The organism is Shewanella oncorhynchi (assembly GCF_030848765.1).
Lineage (GTDB): Bacteria > Pseudomonadota > Gammaproteobacteria > Enterobacterales > Shewanellaceae > Shewanella > Shewanella oncorhynchi.
Genome location: NZ_CP132914.1, coordinates 1,765,467 through 1,782,346 on the forward strand (window position 1 = coordinate 1,765,467; position 16,880 = coordinate 1,782,346).

Below are 16,880 nucleotides of genomic sequence, written 5' to 3' on the forward strand. Positions count from 1 at the left end.
GATATAATAATCGATATGGGAAAAGTGAAATAAAATCAATAACCTTTTTTAGGATCATGGATGATGTGGAACTGGTTCACCAAAATGCTTGGTAAAGACGAGCAGCAGAAGCGCAAAAAAGTGCTAATAGAAATCCCCTTTGAACAACACCGTTTCAGCATGGATGACTTTAGTCGCTCGCGGCTAAAATTCGATGCCGATGACCTGCCCCAAGATGGCATCAATCCAGTGGAACCCGAGCAAGAAGTGGACACTGGCAATAAGTAATCTTGATCTTATTGGCCTCTAACCATAGACTAGCCGCCGTTCTAAGCTATCTAGAGGCCAATATGCGCGTTGCAGACTTTTCTTTCGATCTCCCCGATGAGCTGATCGCTCGTTATCCTATGGCGCAGCGTAATGCATCCCGTCTGTTAACCTTAGACGGCAACTCTGGCGCGTTAGGCGACAAACAGTTTACCGATCTGCTGGGGATGATTAATCCTGGCGATTTAATGGTGTTCAACAATACCCGAGTGATCCCCGCGCGCATGTTTGGTCAAAAGGCCAGTGGTGGCAAGTTAGAAATTTTAGTTGAGCGTATGCTCGATGATAAGCGTATCCTCGCCCATGTTCGCAGCTCTAAATCCCCTAAAGTGGATTCGTTAATCCATCTCGACGGTGGCTATCAGATGAAGATGGTCGCCCGTCACGATACCTTGTTTGAACTTGAGTTGTTATCCGAGTTAACCATCTTAGAAGTGCTTGAAGCAGTAGGGCACATGCCTTTGCCTCCTTATATCGATAGACCCGATGAAGATGCCGACAAAGAGCGCTATCAAACTGTGTATAACCAAAACCCTGGTGCAGTTGCCGCGCCAACGGCGGGTTTGCATTTTGACGATGCCATGCTCGATGCATTAAAAGCCAAGGGCGTGAATGTCGCGTTTGTGACCTTGCATGTGGGCGCGGGAACATTTCAGCCAGTGCGTGTCGATACCATTCTTGAACACAAGATGCATTCCGAGTGGGCGAATGTGCCGCAGGATGTGGTTGATTTAATCGCGCAAACCAAAGCTGCGGGTAAACGTGTGGTGGCCGTAGGGACGACGTCAGTGCGCTCTTTAGAAAGTGCGGCACGCGCAAGCCTTGGCGAGCTCAAAGCTTTTAGCGGCGATACCGATATCTTTATTTACCCAGGTTATGAATTCCAAGTGGTCGATGCTATGGTGACAAATTTTCATCTACCTGAATCAACTTTGATCATGTTAGTGAGTGCTTTTGCCGGTTTTGATCATGTTATGGCGGCGTATCAACATGCCATCACGCAAAAATATCGCTTCTTTAGCTATGGCGATGCGATGTTTGTGACGAAAAAAGCCCACTAGACCAAGATTTTGTTTTAAAATAGCCGCCCAAAGTGAGATGGTGCGGCAATTTTTTTCGTTAAAAGATTGAACCTTTTAACGCTGTCCCCATCTCTATTGTTAATCAAAATGGCATTAGCCATTAAAAATGTAGTCAGACTGTTTATCTGGCGAGGTGAATTATGAAATTTGAATTAGACACTACCGACGGGCGTGCGCGCCGTGGTCGGTTAATTTTTGATCGTGGCACAGTAGAAACCCCCGCTTTTATGCCGGTAGGAACCTACGGCACAGTGAAAGGCATGACACCGGAAGAAGTCCGTGCCACTGGCGCGGATATTTTGCTCGGTAACACTTTCCATTTATGGTTGCGCCCAGGCGAAGAAATCATGCGTAAGCACGGTGACTTGCATGACTTTATGAACTGGCAGCGTCCTATTTTAACGGACTCGGGCGGTTTCCAAGTGTTTAGTCTTGGCGATATCCGTAAGATCACCGAAGAAGGTGTGCATTTCCGTTCGCCTATAAATGGTGAGAAAATCTTCTTAGATCCTGAAAAATCAATGCAAATTCAAGATGCATTGGGCAGTGATGTGGTGATGATTTTTGACGAATGTACCCCGTATCCTGCCACTGAAGATGAAGCGCGCAAGTCAATGCAGATGTCTTTGCGTTGGGCGAGACGTTCGCGTGATGAATTTGACCGTTTAGAGAACCCTAACTCACTCTTCGGTATTATTCAGGGCGGTGTGTATGAAGATTTACGCGACGAAAGCTTAAAAGGCTTAGTCGATATTGGTTTCGACGGTTATGCCGTCGGTGGTTTGGCCGTCGGTGAGCCTAAAGCAGATATGCATCGTATTCTTGAGCATATTTGCCCGCAAATTCCTGCAGACAAACCTCGCTATCTGATGGGGGTCGGTAAACCAGAAGATTTAGTTGAAGGTGTACGTCGTGGTGTTGACATGTTTGACTGTGTGATGCCAACCCGTAATGCCCGCAACGGTCATCTGTTTACGAGTGAAGGTGTGATCAAAATACGCAATGCGCGTCATAGAGATGACACGTCACCACTTGATACTAAGTGTGATTGTTATACCTGTAAAAATTATTCACGGGCGTATCTTTACCACTTAGATCGTTGTAATGAGATTCTGGGTGCGCGTTTAAACACCATTCACAACTTGAGATACTATCAAATGTTAATGGAAGGTTTGCGCGGTGCGATTGAGACGGGTACATTAGACGCCTTTGTGGCGGACTTCTATACCAGTCAAGGTCGCGAAGTACCAGAGTTAGTCGATTGATTTTTTGCTAATAAGAAGAGAAAAACTATGTTTATTTCAAATGCATATGCAAGCGCTGCCGGCGCACCACAAGGTGGCGGCACGATGGAACTGATTTTCATGCTGGCAATTTTCGGCCTGATTTTCTATTTCATGATTTTCCGTCCGCAATCAAAACGCGTTAAAGAGCACAAAAATCTGATGTCTTCATTAGGCAAAGGCGATGAAGTGTTAACCAGTGGTGGGATTTTAGGCAAGATTGCAAAAATCAGCGACGAAAGCGATTACGTGTTACTGAGCTTGAACGACACAACACAAATCACGATCAAAAAAGACTATATTGCAGCTGTATTGCCTAAGGGCTCTATCCAGTCGTTGTAAGCCAAGAGGGCTCAGGCGTGTTAAATAAATACCCAATGTGGAAAAACATTATGGTGATGCTCGTCATCGCCATAGGTTGTTTCTATGCCGTACCTAACCTTTTTGGTGAAGATCATGCGGTGCAAGTGGTGGCGACTCGAGGTGCTGAAGTAACAGCATCTACCCAAGCCAGTGTGAACGAGCTGTTAGCCAGTAAGAGCATTGCGGTAAAGCGCTCTGAGCTTGAAAAAGGTCAGTTGTTGGTCCGTTTGCAAAATGCGGATCAACAGCTACTGGCGAAAGAACTGATTGCTGACAGCTTAGGTGACAAGTTTACTGTGGCACTTAACTTAGCGCCTGCGACGCCTAAGTGGCTCGAGTCCATGGGCGGCAGCCCAATGAAGCTCGGTCTTGACCTTCGCGGTGGTGTGCATTTCCTCATGGAAGTGGACATGGGCGAAGCGATTCGTAAGATGGAAGAAGCTAAAGTCGCTGATTTCCGTTCACAATTACGTGAAGAAACCATTCGTTATGCTGGTATTCGTGTTAATGCCACTGGAATTGAAATCAAGTTCCGTGATGCTGAAAACTTAGCGACTGCCGAGCGTTTTCTTAAGACTCGCAATAAAGATATGGTGTTCACCGACGCTAGCCGTGGCGAAGATTTCGCGCTGCAAGCTGTGATGAGTGAAGCTTATCTAAAGCAGATTAAAGAAGAAGCACTGCAACAAAACATTACTACCATTCGTAACCGTGTTAACGAGTTAGGTGTGGCTGAGCCTGTAGTACAACGTCAAGGCGCCGAGCGCATTATCGTTGAGCTGCCAGGTGTGCAAGATACGGCTCGCGCTAAGGAAATCTTAGGTGCAACCGCATCAATTGAATTCCACATGGTGGATGACAAAGCCGATCCGAATGCTGCGCAATCAGGCCGTGTACCTGCGGGTTCTGAAGTGTATCAGCGCCGCGAAGGTGGCACTGTGATATTGAAGAAAGAAGTGATGTTGACGGGTGACCATATCACTGGTGCACAACCTAGCTTTGACCAGTACAGTCGTCCTCAGGTCAGTATCAACCTCGACGCTAAAGGCGGTACCATTTTCTCTGACGTGACCAAAGACAACATAGGCAAGCCTATGGCGACTTTGTTCATCGAATATAAAGACAGTGGTGATCGCAATGCCGATGGCAGTGTTAAGATGCAGAAAATCCAAGAAGTGATTTCTGTCGCGACCATTCAAGCCCGTTTAGGCCGTAACTTTGTGATCACTGGCTTAAGTCATGGTGAAGCACAAAACCTTGCGCTATTACTGCGTGCGGGAGCCTTGATTGCTCCTGTATCAATTGTTGAAGAACGTACCATTGGTCCAAGCTTAGGTGCTGAAAACATTCAAAGCGGTGTACAAGCTATGGTATGGGGTATGGCAGTTGTCTTACTCTTTATGTTGGTTTACTACCGTAGCTTTGGGCTTATTGCTAACCTGGCTTTAACCGCAAACTTAGTCATGGTTGTAGGCGTTATGTCTATGATCCCTGGCGCTGTGTTAACCCTACCCGGTATTGCCGGTATGGTGTTGACGGTCGGTATGGCGGTTGACGGCAACGTGCTGATTTATGAGCGTATTCGTGAAGAGCTTCGTGCGGGACGTAGCGTACAGCAGGCAATCCATGAAGGTTATGGTAATGCTTTCTCAACTATCGCCGATGCGAACATCACCACCTTCATCACTGCGCTCATTTTGTTTGCCGTAGGTACTGGTGCGATTAAAGGCTTCGCTGTGACCTTAATGATAGGTATTGCGACTTCTATGTTTACCGCCATCGTGGGTACTCGCTCAATCGTTAACGCGATTTGGGGTGGTAAGCGCGTGAAGACTCTGTCTATCTAAGGGGAAGTGACAATGATTGAAGTTTTATCCTTAAAACATACAGTAAACTTCCTCCGCCATGCACTGCCTATTAGCGTTATGTCGGCAGTGTTAGTGCTGGGCTCGCTGGTATCACTCGCGACTAACGGTATTAACTGGGGTCTTGATTTCACTGGCGGTACTGTTGTTGAAATGGAGTTTACTCAGCCGGTTGATTTGAATGCGCTGCGTGTGCAACTGACGACGCCAGATTCCGAAGGTGCGATCGTGCAAAACTTCGGTTCTAGCCGTGACGTACTTGTACGTTTACAGGTGAAAGAAGGCGTTAAGAGCGATGTGCAGGTTAAGTCTGTCATGGAAGCCGCGCAGAAAGTTGACCCACAAGTGCAGCAGAAGCGTGTTGAGTTTGTTGGCCCACAAGTGGGCAAAGAACTGGCAGAGCAAGGTGCATTGGCGGTATTAGTTGCGCTGATTTGTATCATGATCTATGTGTCGTTTCGTTTCGAATGGCGCTTAGCGTTTGGTTCTGTAGCGGCACTGGCGCACGATGTCATCGTGACCTTAGGGGTGTTTTCGTTATTTCAATTGGAATTTGACTTGACCGTATTGGCGGGCTTGTTGACGGTGGTGGGTTACTCACTTAACGATACTATTGTGGTATTTGACCGTATCCGTGAGAACTTCCTTAAGCTGCGTAAGAGCGATCCTGAAGAAATAGTTAACATTTCAATCACTCAAACTATGAGCCGTACCATTATTACAACGGGCACGACTTTGGTGACTGTTGTTGCCTTGTTCCTTAAGGGCGGCACTATGATCCATGGCTTTGCGACTGCATTGCTGTTGGGGATTTTTGTGGGTACTTATTCCTCTATCTATGTGGCGAGCTTCTTGGCCGTTAAACTGGGTATCAATCGTGAACACATGATGCCAGTTGAGATTGAGAAAGAAGGCGCAGACCAACCTCCTATGATGCCTTAAAGGTTAATTTAGAGTTAAAAAGCCACCGACGAGGTGGCTTTTTTTTGCATCAATTTTGAGGCGTATCTGACATTCTGCTAGCAAACTCACAAAGTTATAGTCAGTTATGCTGTAAAAAGTGAATGTTAATTTATTTAACAACTGATGTAAAAATCAGCGCTCGACAGCCTCGGCTATTTAGCAGTAGGATGTCGGCAACCCATATTCTAGAGAGTTGTAGCCGTAGGATGTCGCATGGAAGAACGTAAAGTGTTAGTTGCTGGTGGTAATTTATTGCAGGCCCATACATGGAAAGGTTTATTGGAGGCCTGTGGCATTCATGTTGAACTCAGAGGTGAAGCGTTATTAGGCGGTATTGGTGAACTCCCTACTGGGATGCAAAACGTCGAGTTATGGGTAGGTGAGTCCCAATACGCGTCGGCACAAGTTCAATTGAATGCGTTGGATGTTGAAAGTCCGCAATGGCAGTGTGTGCAATGCCATGAGACTAATGAAGGCAGTTTTGAGCTTTGCTGGCAATGTAGCTCAGAGCGCAGCGAAAGCCACAACTAGCCTTTCACTGGTAACCTTCTCAGCTTTGCGGTGAGGCTGAAAGATTGCGTCTGCAGGATGAGAAGATTACACTTTGCTGATAAGCTGACATTCATCATGTCATTCAATATCTTATCTAGGAGTTAGTGATGCAGCATCCCAATGCATTTTCCGCCCTTGTTGACGCTATTCTGCCTAATATCACCGAAGTGACAATCGAAGCTTATCAGGCTGATGACCGCTGGCACCTTGTTGATGTGCGTGAGGATCGTGAGTGGCTGCAAGATCATTTACCCCAAGCGAAACATTTAAGCCGGGGTATTTTAGAGCGTGATATCGAAGCGCGTTTCCCCGATAAAAATACATTCATATTACTCTACTGCGCGGGTGGTGCGCGCTCCGCCTTGGCTGCCCATAATCTGCAACTTATGGGTTACACCCACGTTGCCTCTATGATTGGTGGCTATAAGGGCTGGGTACAGCGTCAACTGCCAGTGGTGCAGGACTAAGCGTTCAGGATCTCATCTAATGCAATATTTTCCCTTGTTTGTCGATACGGTTAATTTGAATGTTCTACTGGTGGGCGCGGGCGATGTGGCGAGCCGTAAGTTAGCACTGCTGACACGTACTGAAGCCAATATCCACGTGGTAGCGCCAGAGGTGAACCCTGAAGTACAACGTTATGCAGATGCTGGCCGCATTTTGTTATCCCAGCGTGAAGTCGTCCATGCCGACATTCAAAATTATGATTTAGTGTATTTAGCTACGGCAAACGACAGTCTTAATGCCGAGCTAGCGACCTTAGCTACTGCGCGTGGTATCTGGGTTAATGCTGTTGATAATCCCGCCTTTTGCCGCTTTATCACTCCTTCTATTGTGGATAGAGGTCGTTTAGTGGTCGCGATCAGCACTGCGGGCGCTGCACCGGTATTTGCACGCACGATTCGCTCGCGTTTAGAATCTAGCCTACCGCAGTCACTCAAACCGTTATTCGATTTTGTCGCTGATAGACGCGTCGAAGTACAAGATAAACTCGATTCAACCTCGAAACGCCGCTTATTTTGGGAGCGTTTTTTCGATACCAATGGCGACCGTTTCGATAGTCGTACCACTGAGCATTACCATAATGCGTTTAATAACTTAGTCAGCCGCGGCGAAATCCTTTTGTTGGATGATACAACCTCTGTGGACTTACTGCCGCTCGCCGCCATGCCGCTATTGCAGCGCCTCGATTGTATATACAGCCAAGGTGATTTAAGCGTTGAACTCGCTGAACTTGTTCGCCGCGACGCAGATCGCGGTTTTTTACCCGCTTTCAGTGAGTTGAGTCAACAGTATGAGCTGGGTACGCGCATGCTACTGGTAGCGGATACGCAAAAAATCAGCTTGTTGAAAGCCCATTTCCCCATGGCTAAACATCTGCGACCCGGTGCGATTTAATTTCTTACCGATTCAGCCTTGGGTTCGATTTAACCTTCTGTTCGATTGCACGTTTTGTTCGATTTCATGGGCGTATTCTATTGTTCGTTTGAGCTAATGCCGAGTCTCAGGTAGACTCGGCAGCCTTATTTTAGGATTTCGCTGTTTCAGGATTTCACTCTGCATTTAGGATGACTATGGCCCTCAAGGCGACCGTGTTTAAAGTCAATTTACAGATTGCCGATATGGATCGGAATTATTACCAAGACCATCAATTGACGCTTGCCCAGCATCCTTCTGAAACCGATGGCCGCATGATGGTGCGTTTACTCGCGTTTATTGTGAATGCCAGCGAAACCTTAAGTTTTAGTAAAGGTCTGTGCGTCGATGACGAGCCAGAGCTATGGGACAAAACCCTATCCGGTGAAATTGAGCTGTGGGTTGAGTTTGGTCAGGCCGATGAAAAATGGCTTCGAAAGGCCAGCGGCCGTGCCAAAGTCGTACAGCTCTTTACCTATGGTGGTCGCAGTGTACCGATTTGGTGGAAACAGAATCAGCAAGCGTTAGAGCGTTATCAGAATTTAAAAGTGTGGAATATTGCCGAAGAATCCGTCACGGCGATGGAAGCGTTTGTTGGGCGTAATATGGCATTGCAAGTTTCGATTAGTGAAGGCCAAATTTGGTTATCGGATAATGAAACCAGCGTGTTGATTGAGCCTGAAATTCTCAAAGATATTGAATAACATGTTTTGTAAAAAAAGAGCCTGCAATTGCAGGCTCTTTCCGTTTATCACTTTTAAGTATCAGTAAGAGTATCGATTTTGATTTATTTGAAGCTCAGTTCCCAGCTATCGATATAACCAACATCACCACGGCCACTGTCTACGGCTTTTAACTTCCATACGCCGTTCGAATTCGCACCTGTCATATCTGCGGTATAGCTCTTGTTGATATTGTCTGCACCAAGACCTGTGTTGTTATGCAGGGTGACCGTTTTTCCTGAAGGGCTGATCAGCTGCACTTTTAAGTCACCAATGTAAGGGTGGACTATGTTCACGACTGCAGTCACAGTACCTGAATCACCTGTGCGAGTAACCGTGATTGGGCTAGTGATCCCCGCCGCTTTGTTATCAGGAATATTATAGTTATCAGTATTGGTATAGCTCGTTGGCGTACCGCCGCCATTAGACGCTGTGTAGTTCGCCGTTAACGACACACCAGTGAAAGCCGAATCGCCTTTTACCATGGCATAGTAAGTGCCTGATTGTACGTTGGTGATTGGACAAGACTCACTATTGCCACTTTTATACGGACGGCAATCGTAATTAGTGGTGGTTGGCGCCGCGCCATATTGCACATACAAGTCCGCATCACCTGTGCCACCGTTCATCACAAAGCCTAGGTTAGTTGCACCTGCTGGAACTTCAAATGAAAAATGTAATTCTTCACCTGTTGCGCCTGCTAAACCTGTTTTCGCCACACCGTTCACGAGAACACTATCGCCCGGTTCGGTTGGATCGACAGGACCCGTTGGACCAGTACAAGATGCGTCTAGGAAGGCTTTTGCTGCAACTGCATTAACTAAACCATAGCCATAGTAGTTGTCACGACCCGCAGTACCAAGATCTTCGGCGGTCATTTTCAATGCGTTACGGACTTGCGCCGCACTACATTCTGGGTGGTAGCTCCACACTAAGGTCGCAACACCTGACACATGCGGTGTCGCCATTGATGTACCGTTGTAGTACTCGTAATCTTTATTGCCTTGGTTGCTGACAGTGACTGTGGCGCCCAGTTGATTGCGCAATGCTAAACCTGTTGCACGATCAACAGATACAGAAACCATATTGATTTCGTTGTTAGCATCGACAAGGAAGGGGTTTTGTAAGCCGGGTAATGCCGCGTTACTGTAAACAATCGTCGCACTGGCACCCGCATTCTTACAGGCTTTAGCTGCGTTAATTTCAGGGTAGCTAGTGCCTTGATTACCAACACGTTCCACTAAACAAATCTTATTGGTCATGTTGCCGCAGTTGAAGCTTGTGCCGCTAACGGTACATTCTGCCAAAGTTGCAGTGCTGGTACCGTTAAATGGTGCGGGGACATAGCTGCCACCAGAGGATATCAGGCGATTGTGCGGCACGACACCTGAGTCAAAGTAAGACTGACTGCCGATAGTGATATAGGCTAAACGGCCTTCGCCACGGGTAACAGTCGATAGAACGGCTTCACCAGGGCCTGATATTTCCACTTGGTTAGTGTATTGGGAGAATGCTGAGTGGTCTTTATGGTTATCCACAGAGGCGACAGACATGACGCCATCGTAGGATGCTGGGTAGCTGTGAGTGCTATTCCCATCGTTACCCGCAGCAGCAATCAGGAGAACACCATTATTATAGTGGGCAGCCAGAGCGTTACGCTCAGTGGTGCTAGAACCTGAACCACCTAAACTCATAGTGACAACATTGGCGCCGTTGGTGACACAAGTGTCTACGGCAGCGACTAAGGATGAAGAGTAGCCCCAGCCAGATTCATTAAACACTTTGATCACATGAATATTGGCATTTTGATTTGGCATAACGCCGATCACGCCATCATTGTTGGCAATCGCCGCAATCGTCCCCGCAACGTGGGTACCGTGGGCGTTATTATTGCCCGGCTCAAACCAGTTACCCGTGCCTGAGTTATTGGTCCCTGTGACATTATTGCCACCTAAGTCGCTGTGACTACGGTCGTAGCCTGAGTCGATAATACAAATAGTGCGGTTGCCCGCTTGGCTGTCGCTTAGCTGGGTTGCTCCCACAAAAGTTTGGCCCCAAGGCGTACTTTCACTTAGAAAGCGGCGTGGCATATCTTCTTCGACATATTCCACATCAGCACGAGTTTTTAAGGCATTGATCCCTTTGGCATCGAGTTTCACCGAGTAACTGTTACTGCGGCCGATACGCTTCATTTCCTTCGCTTGTACTTTATTTAATGCGGTATGTTGGGCACTGATTTCAGCCATTTGTGGCTGATAATTCATTGTGGTTGGTAGCGTATCTGTTGTCGCGTCATTGAGTGACTGCAGATCACTCGTTGATTGCACACTATTGGCTGACATGATGGCCGCGGCATCAGTGTTTTTAAACTTCACAATGTAACGCTTTGGCAGTGGGGAGGTTTGTGCTTGTAATGCTGCGGCAAAACCTGGGGCTTGTGGTGCTGCTTGTACACCGGCTGAGATCGCAATAGCTAAGCTTGAAAGGCTTAACGCTATTTTAGTGGTTCTGTTGATTGTCATGTTCTTCTTCCATGGTCAATTTAGTGTTAATCATTATTATTTTATGTTTCATAAGAATAACTACGACTCAGATGCTACTCGGTTAGTGAATTTATCTGCGACCACAGTATTTGTAAATGATTTGTTAACAGCATGGCGGTTGGTAAGTATTTAGATTTAATAGGCATTTATAGTGCATATAAATTCAAATTGTAACGAGTTGTAACCAAATTCTATTAAAATATTTGTTTTTTTATGTGATAAACGTGAATAAGTGAATGCGAATTTACGACTTCATATACGGGTTTTTGATTGATTTTGCTGTTAGCAATGCATTGAAATTTATATATATATTTTTTTGTAATTAAAAATAACAAAAACAAACTTTAAGTTTTCATCATAATGATAAGATTTTCTCAAGTGATTGATTATGCGAAATTGTTGCAAAAGACTGTCAATAGGGTGGCAGTTGCCAATGGATTGACGACGGCTAATATCTCGGTCAGTTTGAAATAACTGGATTGCAACATTGTACTTTAAAGTACGTTGGTAAGACGTTTAGCTATTTGGGCTTTATGTACCGTGTTACTAAGTATTTTTGAATATCAATATTTTGCATAGGTAATCTTAGGTATTTTGAGATCCACAATCGTCCGTTATAGCACTGCTCTATTATTTGTTTGTTATGGCTAATAAGTTCATTTAATCGTTATAAGACTTCTGAAAGTGATAAAACGGTGGATGAATATCACTGCTTAGTGGCATAGCAAAAAAATTAAATTTCCAAGCTTATGATACAGATGATTCCGTAACAAGAGACTATGGCGTCAATAACTAATTTATCGCTTTTGGCGCTTCCCATAGGGCACCGTCTCTCAACATCGAATTTAACGTCACCACCATCTTCCTAATACAGGCAATGATAGCCACTTTTTTAGGTTTCCCTGTGGCAACTAATCGCTGATAGGTGCTCTTAAAAACCGGGTTAGATTGTATGGCTGACATCATTGCCATATATAAAACCGTTCTCACTTGATGCCTTCCTCCTTGTATTTTTCGCATGCCTTTAAAGCGCCCGCTTTCTTTATTCATCGGTGCCACACCGACCAATGCGCTTGCTTCCTTGTTACTGATATAACCCAATTCTGGTAAGTTACTGATGATGGAAGCTGCGGCGATTTTACCGATACCTTTCATACTCTGAAGCAGTATATTTTTCGCTTGATAATCAGGGTTTGACTCAATGAGTTTAACGATTTTTATTTCAATCTTTTCAATCTGATTTTTGAACGCCGTTAAAATAGGTTTAATGGTCATTTCAAGTTCTTTTGGCAATATTTGAAGGCGGTTTTTTTCCATAGTCTGCATCACCAATAGTTGATTTCGTCTTGCGACTAAATCACTCATAGCACGCATTAAATCAGGTTTTAAAGTTGATAAGGTCGGCTTAATCGCTTCGCTGTAATGCGCTATAAGTTGCGCATCAAGCTTGTCAGTTTTTGCCCGTTGACCAATGGCACCAGCAAAGCGTTTTATGTGAACAGGGTTTGCGATGACAAAAGGTAAGTTTGCCTCAGCGCAGGCCATAATGAAGGGCATTTCAAGACGACCTGTCGCTTCGATAACGATGCGCTCAGGAGTGTATTTTTTAATAGTTTTGACGGCCTCTTTAATCCCTTTTTCATCGTTCGATACAGTGAAATAGATATTGAGAGGGCGGATATAAATGTCGAGTTGAAACTTGCCAGTATCAACACCTACGTTAATGTTTTGATTAGAAGTTGTTTTCATAATAAGCTAACTCTTGCTTGCAAATGCGGGTTCGAGACCCAGTAGACTATTCGAGTATTTTGCTTGGAGTCCTTTGTCGCGTTCTTTCTTGTTATCGGTCTCTCAATAGAGGAGCCAGCGTTCAATCGAACTACGACAAGGAAAGCTTTAGTTGCAGCTAAAGCCTGGGTCTCACATTACCCGAAACTGGAAATTATTTGTAATCAGGTGAGTTTATTATCCATACAAATAGATTAATGTGTTGAGCACAACTTTTTGCGTATTGAGAGCCATATTTTATTTATGGATAAGGAAGGTTAAGTATTGTATGGCCACTTCAGTTTCCATCGTTTCAGGATGATACTCGTGGTGAACGTTAATAATTTTTTTGATCCAATGCAGGTAGTTTTTTCAGTTCTAATCTCTAATCCTGCATACGCATTTATTCTTGAATTAGGTGTAGAAACGGGTTTTTTATATTCATGATATCCGATTTTTTATACTGTTTATTTGCGCTAAATTAATGACTTTGATCAAGTTTCAAAGGAAAAAATAAAAATACTAGTGCACCTGTGCCATCCTTACATTCGATTAACATTTATGACAAATAACTTATGTTTTACAGCTTGAAACAATAGGTTTGGAACCCGCACATGCGCGTTTTGTCGGATGTTATATTTTAGGAAGCTGATAACTAATATGTAGTTAAAAATACGCATTTTTACTGGCCTTAAAGACTGCATAGGTCTCATGGGATAAACGCGTATGAGTACTTTACAAGATGTCTGCTTGCTATTTTACTCTTCAAACTTGAAAGGAAATCATATGCGACATAAAAATGTGTTTAGCCTGTTTTTGGTCGGAACGCTCTTTATCTGCGGTGACACTTTAGCAGCAGGTGGCGGAGGCGTGCTGGTAGACCCTGGTGCCATGGAAGGTAAGCATTTCGATCCCAAAGGTAAAATGCCGTCGACGTTTACGGTCGAACTGCAGAATGGCCTACGCAAGACCCTGCCTTTTGAAGATAAGCGTGATTTCGAGGAAGCCAAGAAGGGCTTCATTGTCGCGCCATCCTATAAGCAAATTATGGCCGAGGCTGGCAACGTGGCTTGGGATATGGGTAGTTACGAATACCTACTGCAGGGTAAGGATTTCGATAGCATCCACCCTTCGTTGCAACGCCAGGCCATCTTGAACATGGCTTATGGCCTTTATGAGGTGGTTCCGGGCAAGATTTATCAGGTCCGTGGTTTCGATCTTGCCAACATCAGTTTTATCAAGGGCGACACGGGTTGGATCGTGTTTGATCCGCTGACAGCGAAGGAAACTGCCGCAGCAGCGTTGAAGTTAATCAACGAAAAACTCGGTCCTCGGCCAGTAGTCGCGGTGATCTATTCGCACTCACATCTGGACCATTACGGTGGTGTACGCGGTGTAATTGACGAGGCTGATGTCAAGAGTGGCAAGGTGCAAGTGATCGCGCCGAGTGGCTTTATGGAACATGCTGTTTCCGAGAACGTTTACGCAGGCAATGCAATGATCCGCCGTTCATTCTTTCAATACGGCGTGCTACTTCCACGTAGCCCGTTTGGTCATGTTGATCAATCAATTGGGAAAAATACCGCTTCGGGTAATACAGGTCTAATTCAACCGTCACGCTATATAGAAAAAGACTTCGAGACGCTGACCGTCGATGGGGTCATTATGGAGTTCCAAAGTACTCCTGGCACCGAAGCGCCTGCTGAAATGAATACTTGGTTCCCGCAGCTAAAAGCGTTTTGGGCTGCAGAGAACATCACCGGTACCATACACAATATTTACACCCTGCGTGGCGCATTAGTGCGTGATGCACTGGCTTGGTCCAAGCACATCAATGTGGCACTGTATCGTTACGGTATTGAGGCCGAATACATGTTCGCTGCACATAGTTGGCCACGTTGGGGTAACGGACGCATACAGGAAATAATGCGCACCCAGCGTGATGCTTATGGTCACCTTAACAACAACGTACTGCACCATGCGAACAAAGGTGTGACGATAAACGAAATCCACAACGTCTATAAACAACCTAAGAGCCTGCAAGTACAGTGGGCGGCCCATAGCTACCACGGTTCTATCGAGCATAACAGCCGTGCTGTGATGAACAGGTACCTTGGTTACTGGGATGCAAACCCCGCGACTCTGATGCCGCTTTCACCCAGAGAATCAGCACCGCTTTATGTCGAGATGATGGGTGGCGCTAAGAAGATAATGACTAAGGGTAAGCAACTGCAGGATCAGGGCAAGTATTTCGAAGCTGTTGAGATCCTCAATAAATTAGTCTATGCCGAACCTGAGAATGTTTCTGCCAAAGACTTGTTGGCAGATGTCTATGAGCAGATAGGCTATCAGAAGGAAAGCCCGAGCGTGCGTAACAGCTTCCTGGCTGCAGCCTATGAACTGCGCCATGGTCTGCCAAGTGGTGTACCACCCAAATCTAGCGGTCCGGATACCATTCGCGGTATGACCACCGAGCTTTGGTTGAATTTTATGGGTATCAGCATGGATAGCACCAAAGTGGAGGGAGTCAAGGCAGTCATTAATCTGATCACGCCTGATAATGGTGAGATGTTTATCGTTGAGCTAAGCAATTCAACACTGACGAACATCAAGGGACAGTTGGCTAAGAATCCGGATCTGACTATTAGAGTCAACCGTGTAGACCTAGAAACCGTTATGGGGGGGAAAGCAACATTTGACCAGTTGATTAAGGAAGGTAAAGCTAAGCTTGAAGGTGACCGCAAGCCGTTTGATTTGCTGCGGAGTTCTTTGGTTAGATTTACTCCTAGTTTTGAACTATTGCCTGGTACCAAGGCCGTTAAACCTCATCAAGATCTTGTTAAAGACCCGTTTGAAGTTCAAGAGCCCGGTAATACTTCGGGGGGCTAATGCGTCTTTTCTCTCATCCTTTTGCAAGAATGTAGAGCGTTGAGGTTCACTTCCCCTGCTTACAATAGGTTGCAGCGGTGTCAATACGCCAGTGCTGCAACCTTAAGGTGATTTATTTTTGTGCCAACTGCAGGTTAACGACATCTTTTTGTGTTTTTAAATCTGCCACTCATTTTTAGGATGGATTATGTGTCTCTTCAAAAATGATTGTGGGTAGGTGCTTACTTATTTACCTCTGCTTAATTTCGATATTCTATTTAGACAATAAAAAAGCGCCCTAGGGCGCTTTTAGCTGTTAAACCTTGAATGACTAGAGTTAGGTGACAGTATTTAAGTGATTTATCCTTACTTCCCCACACTAGAGCCAATTTGATGGTAGTAAATTACTTAGCGGGTGTTTTTTGCGCCTCAACTAAGGTGGAGTAACCGCCACCATTATAGGTTTGGGTGTATCCGGCAGCGACTAAGGCTTCGGTCGCAATACTGCTACGACGGCCGCTGCGGCAATACAAGACGACGGGAGCATCTTTGGCGATGCCACGCTTAGCAAACTCCTCTGTCACTTGCTCAAAGGGAATATTGACCGCATTCGCTAAATGACCTTCGGCAAATTCTTCAGGCGTTCTAACATCGAGCACCATAGCGCCTGCGGCAATTTTATCCCATGCGATTGCAGGATCTTGGTCGGCGGCGCTGGCTATCATGGGCATTAGCAGCAGTGGCATGAGTACCAGTGATTGCAAGCTTAATAGGGCTAAGCGCATTAGGCTTTGGCCACGGGTTACGAGGTTGTGGGTCACTTTATCTCTCCTTGACGGCTTTTTGGCACGCTTGTATTAGCCAAGCGTGTACTTGCTCACCTAACTCTTAACTCTTATCTTAACTCTTAAGTAGTGACTTTATGTGGCTTAGCTTTGTTTAGCAATTTCAGCCTCTGATTTTACACCCAATTTGCGTAAAACCATGGCGGCAGGGCAAAAACCGGTAAAAGCACTTTGGAATAGGTTAGCGCCAACAAATGCGGTTAACCACAGAAAGTTGTGGTGCACATAGGCGGTTAACACCAGTGACAGTAACACCATCAATCCGGCAAAAGCCATAATACTGCGTTCTAATGACATACCTTACT

Annotated in this window: 15 protein-coding genes; 11 read left to right on the top strand and 4 right to left on the bottom strand. The window is 45.5% G+C overall.

Annotated elements, in window-relative coordinates:
* Positions 1–60 precede the first annotated feature (60 nt).
* The 10 genes from RA178_RS08050 (at position 61) to RA178_RS08095 (ending at position 8,534) form a co-directional block, all read left to right on the top strand.
* Positions 61–267, top strand: coding sequence for a hypothetical protein (locus tag RA178_RS08050; RefSeq protein ID WP_306685093.1), 207 nt, complete (start codon positions 61–63; stop codon positions 265–267).
* Positions 268–329: 62 nt separating this feature from the next.
* Positions 330–1,367, top strand: a complete 1,038-nt coding sequence (gene queA / locus RA178_RS08055; RefSeq protein WP_198572755.1) for a tRNA preQ1(34) S-adenosylmethionine ribosyltransferase-isomerase QueA — start codon at positions 330–332, stop codon at positions 1,365–1,367.
* Between the two features lie 161 nt (positions 1,368–1,528).
* The gene (gene tgt / locus RA178_RS08060) at positions 1,529–2,653 is read left to right on the top strand and encodes a tRNA guanosine(34) transglycosylase Tgt (protein ID WP_006082277.1); all 1,125 of its coding nucleotides are present in this window, start codon (positions 1,529–1,531) and stop codon (positions 2,651–2,653) included.
* Between the two features lie 27 nt (positions 2,654–2,680).
* Complete coding sequence (gene yajC / locus RA178_RS08065) at positions 2,681–3,013, top strand: preprotein translocase subunit YajC (protein ID WP_007649452.1); 333 nt, start codon at positions 2,681–2,683, stop codon at positions 3,011–3,013.
* 17 nt (positions 3,014–3,030) lie between these two features.
* Positions 3,031–4,881, top strand: coding sequence for a protein translocase subunit SecD (gene secD, locus RA178_RS08070; protein ID WP_173496405.1), 1,851 nt, complete (start codon positions 3,031–3,033; stop codon positions 4,879–4,881).
* A gap of 12 nt (positions 4,882–4,893) precedes the next feature.
* The gene (secF, locus tag RA178_RS08075; RefSeq protein WP_113941669.1) at positions 4,894–5,841 is read left to right on the top strand and encodes a protein translocase subunit SecF; all 948 of its coding nucleotides are present in this window, start codon (positions 4,894–4,896) and stop codon (positions 5,839–5,841) included.
* A 234-nt stretch (positions 5,842–6,075) separates the two neighbouring features.
* Positions 6,076–6,393: a putative signal transducing protein gene (locus RA178_RS08080; protein WP_028761071.1), complete on the top strand. Its 318-nt coding sequence runs from the start codon at positions 6,076–6,078 to the stop codon at positions 6,391–6,393.
* 128 nt (positions 6,394–6,521) lie between these two features.
* Positions 6,522–6,881, top strand: a complete 360-nt coding sequence (locus RA178_RS08085; protein ID WP_263222652.1) for a rhodanese-like domain-containing protein — start codon at positions 6,522–6,524, stop codon at positions 6,879–6,881.
* A 19-nt stretch (positions 6,882–6,900) separates the two neighbouring features.
* The gene (locus tag RA178_RS08090; RefSeq protein ID WP_306685094.1) at positions 6,901–7,812 is read left to right on the top strand and encodes a precorrin-2 dehydrogenase/sirohydrochlorin ferrochelatase family protein; all 912 of its coding nucleotides are present in this window, start codon (positions 6,901–6,903) and stop codon (positions 7,810–7,812) included.
* 176 nt (positions 7,813–7,988) lie between these two features.
* Positions 7,989–8,534 carry a YaeQ family protein gene (locus RA178_RS08095; RefSeq protein WP_028761068.1) on the top strand — a complete coding sequence of 182 codons (546 nt, stop codon included), beginning with the start codon at positions 7,989–7,991 and terminating at the stop codon, positions 8,532–8,534.
* Positions 8,535–8,617: 83 nt separating this feature from the next.
* Here the strand turns inward: RA178_RS08095 and RA178_RS08100 are convergent, their stop codons facing one another.
* Both RA178_RS08100 and RA178_RS08105 read right to left on the bottom strand, forming a co-directional pair.
* Positions 8,618–11,074: a S8 family serine peptidase gene (locus RA178_RS08100; protein ID WP_306685095.1), complete on the bottom strand. Its 2,457-nt coding sequence runs from the start codon at positions 11,072–11,074 to the stop codon at positions 8,618–8,620.
* Positions 11,075–11,887: 813 nt separating this feature from the next.
* Positions 11,888–12,844 (bottom strand): IS110 family RNA-guided transposase, encoded by a 957-nt coding sequence (locus RA178_RS08105; protein ID WP_306684556.1) that lies wholly within the window; start codon positions 12,842–12,844, stop codon positions 11,888–11,890.
* A 744-nt stretch (positions 12,845–13,588) separates the two neighbouring features.
* Between RA178_RS08105 and RA178_RS08110 the strand changes: the two genes are divergently transcribed.
* Positions 13,589–15,751 carry an alkyl/aryl-sulfatase gene (locus RA178_RS08110; protein ID WP_263139154.1) on the top strand — a complete coding sequence of 721 codons (2,163 nt, stop codon included), beginning with the start codon at positions 13,589–13,591 and terminating at the stop codon, positions 15,749–15,751.
* A 383-nt stretch (positions 15,752–16,134) separates the two neighbouring features.
* On the opposite strand, the gene RA178_RS08115 is transcribed toward RA178_RS08110, so the two are convergent.
* Both RA178_RS08115 and RA178_RS08120 read right to left on the bottom strand, forming a co-directional pair.
* A complete protein-coding gene (locus RA178_RS08115) occupies positions 16,135–16,551 on the bottom strand; it encodes a rhodanese-like domain-containing protein (RefSeq protein WP_198572759.1) in 417 nt (138 codons plus the stop codon).
* Between the two features lie 108 nt (positions 16,552–16,659).
* Complete coding sequence (locus RA178_RS08120) at positions 16,660–16,872, bottom strand: YgaP family membrane protein (RefSeq protein WP_105252075.1); 213 nt, start codon at positions 16,870–16,872, stop codon at positions 16,660–16,662.
* Positions 16,873–16,880: the final 8 nt, after the last annotated feature.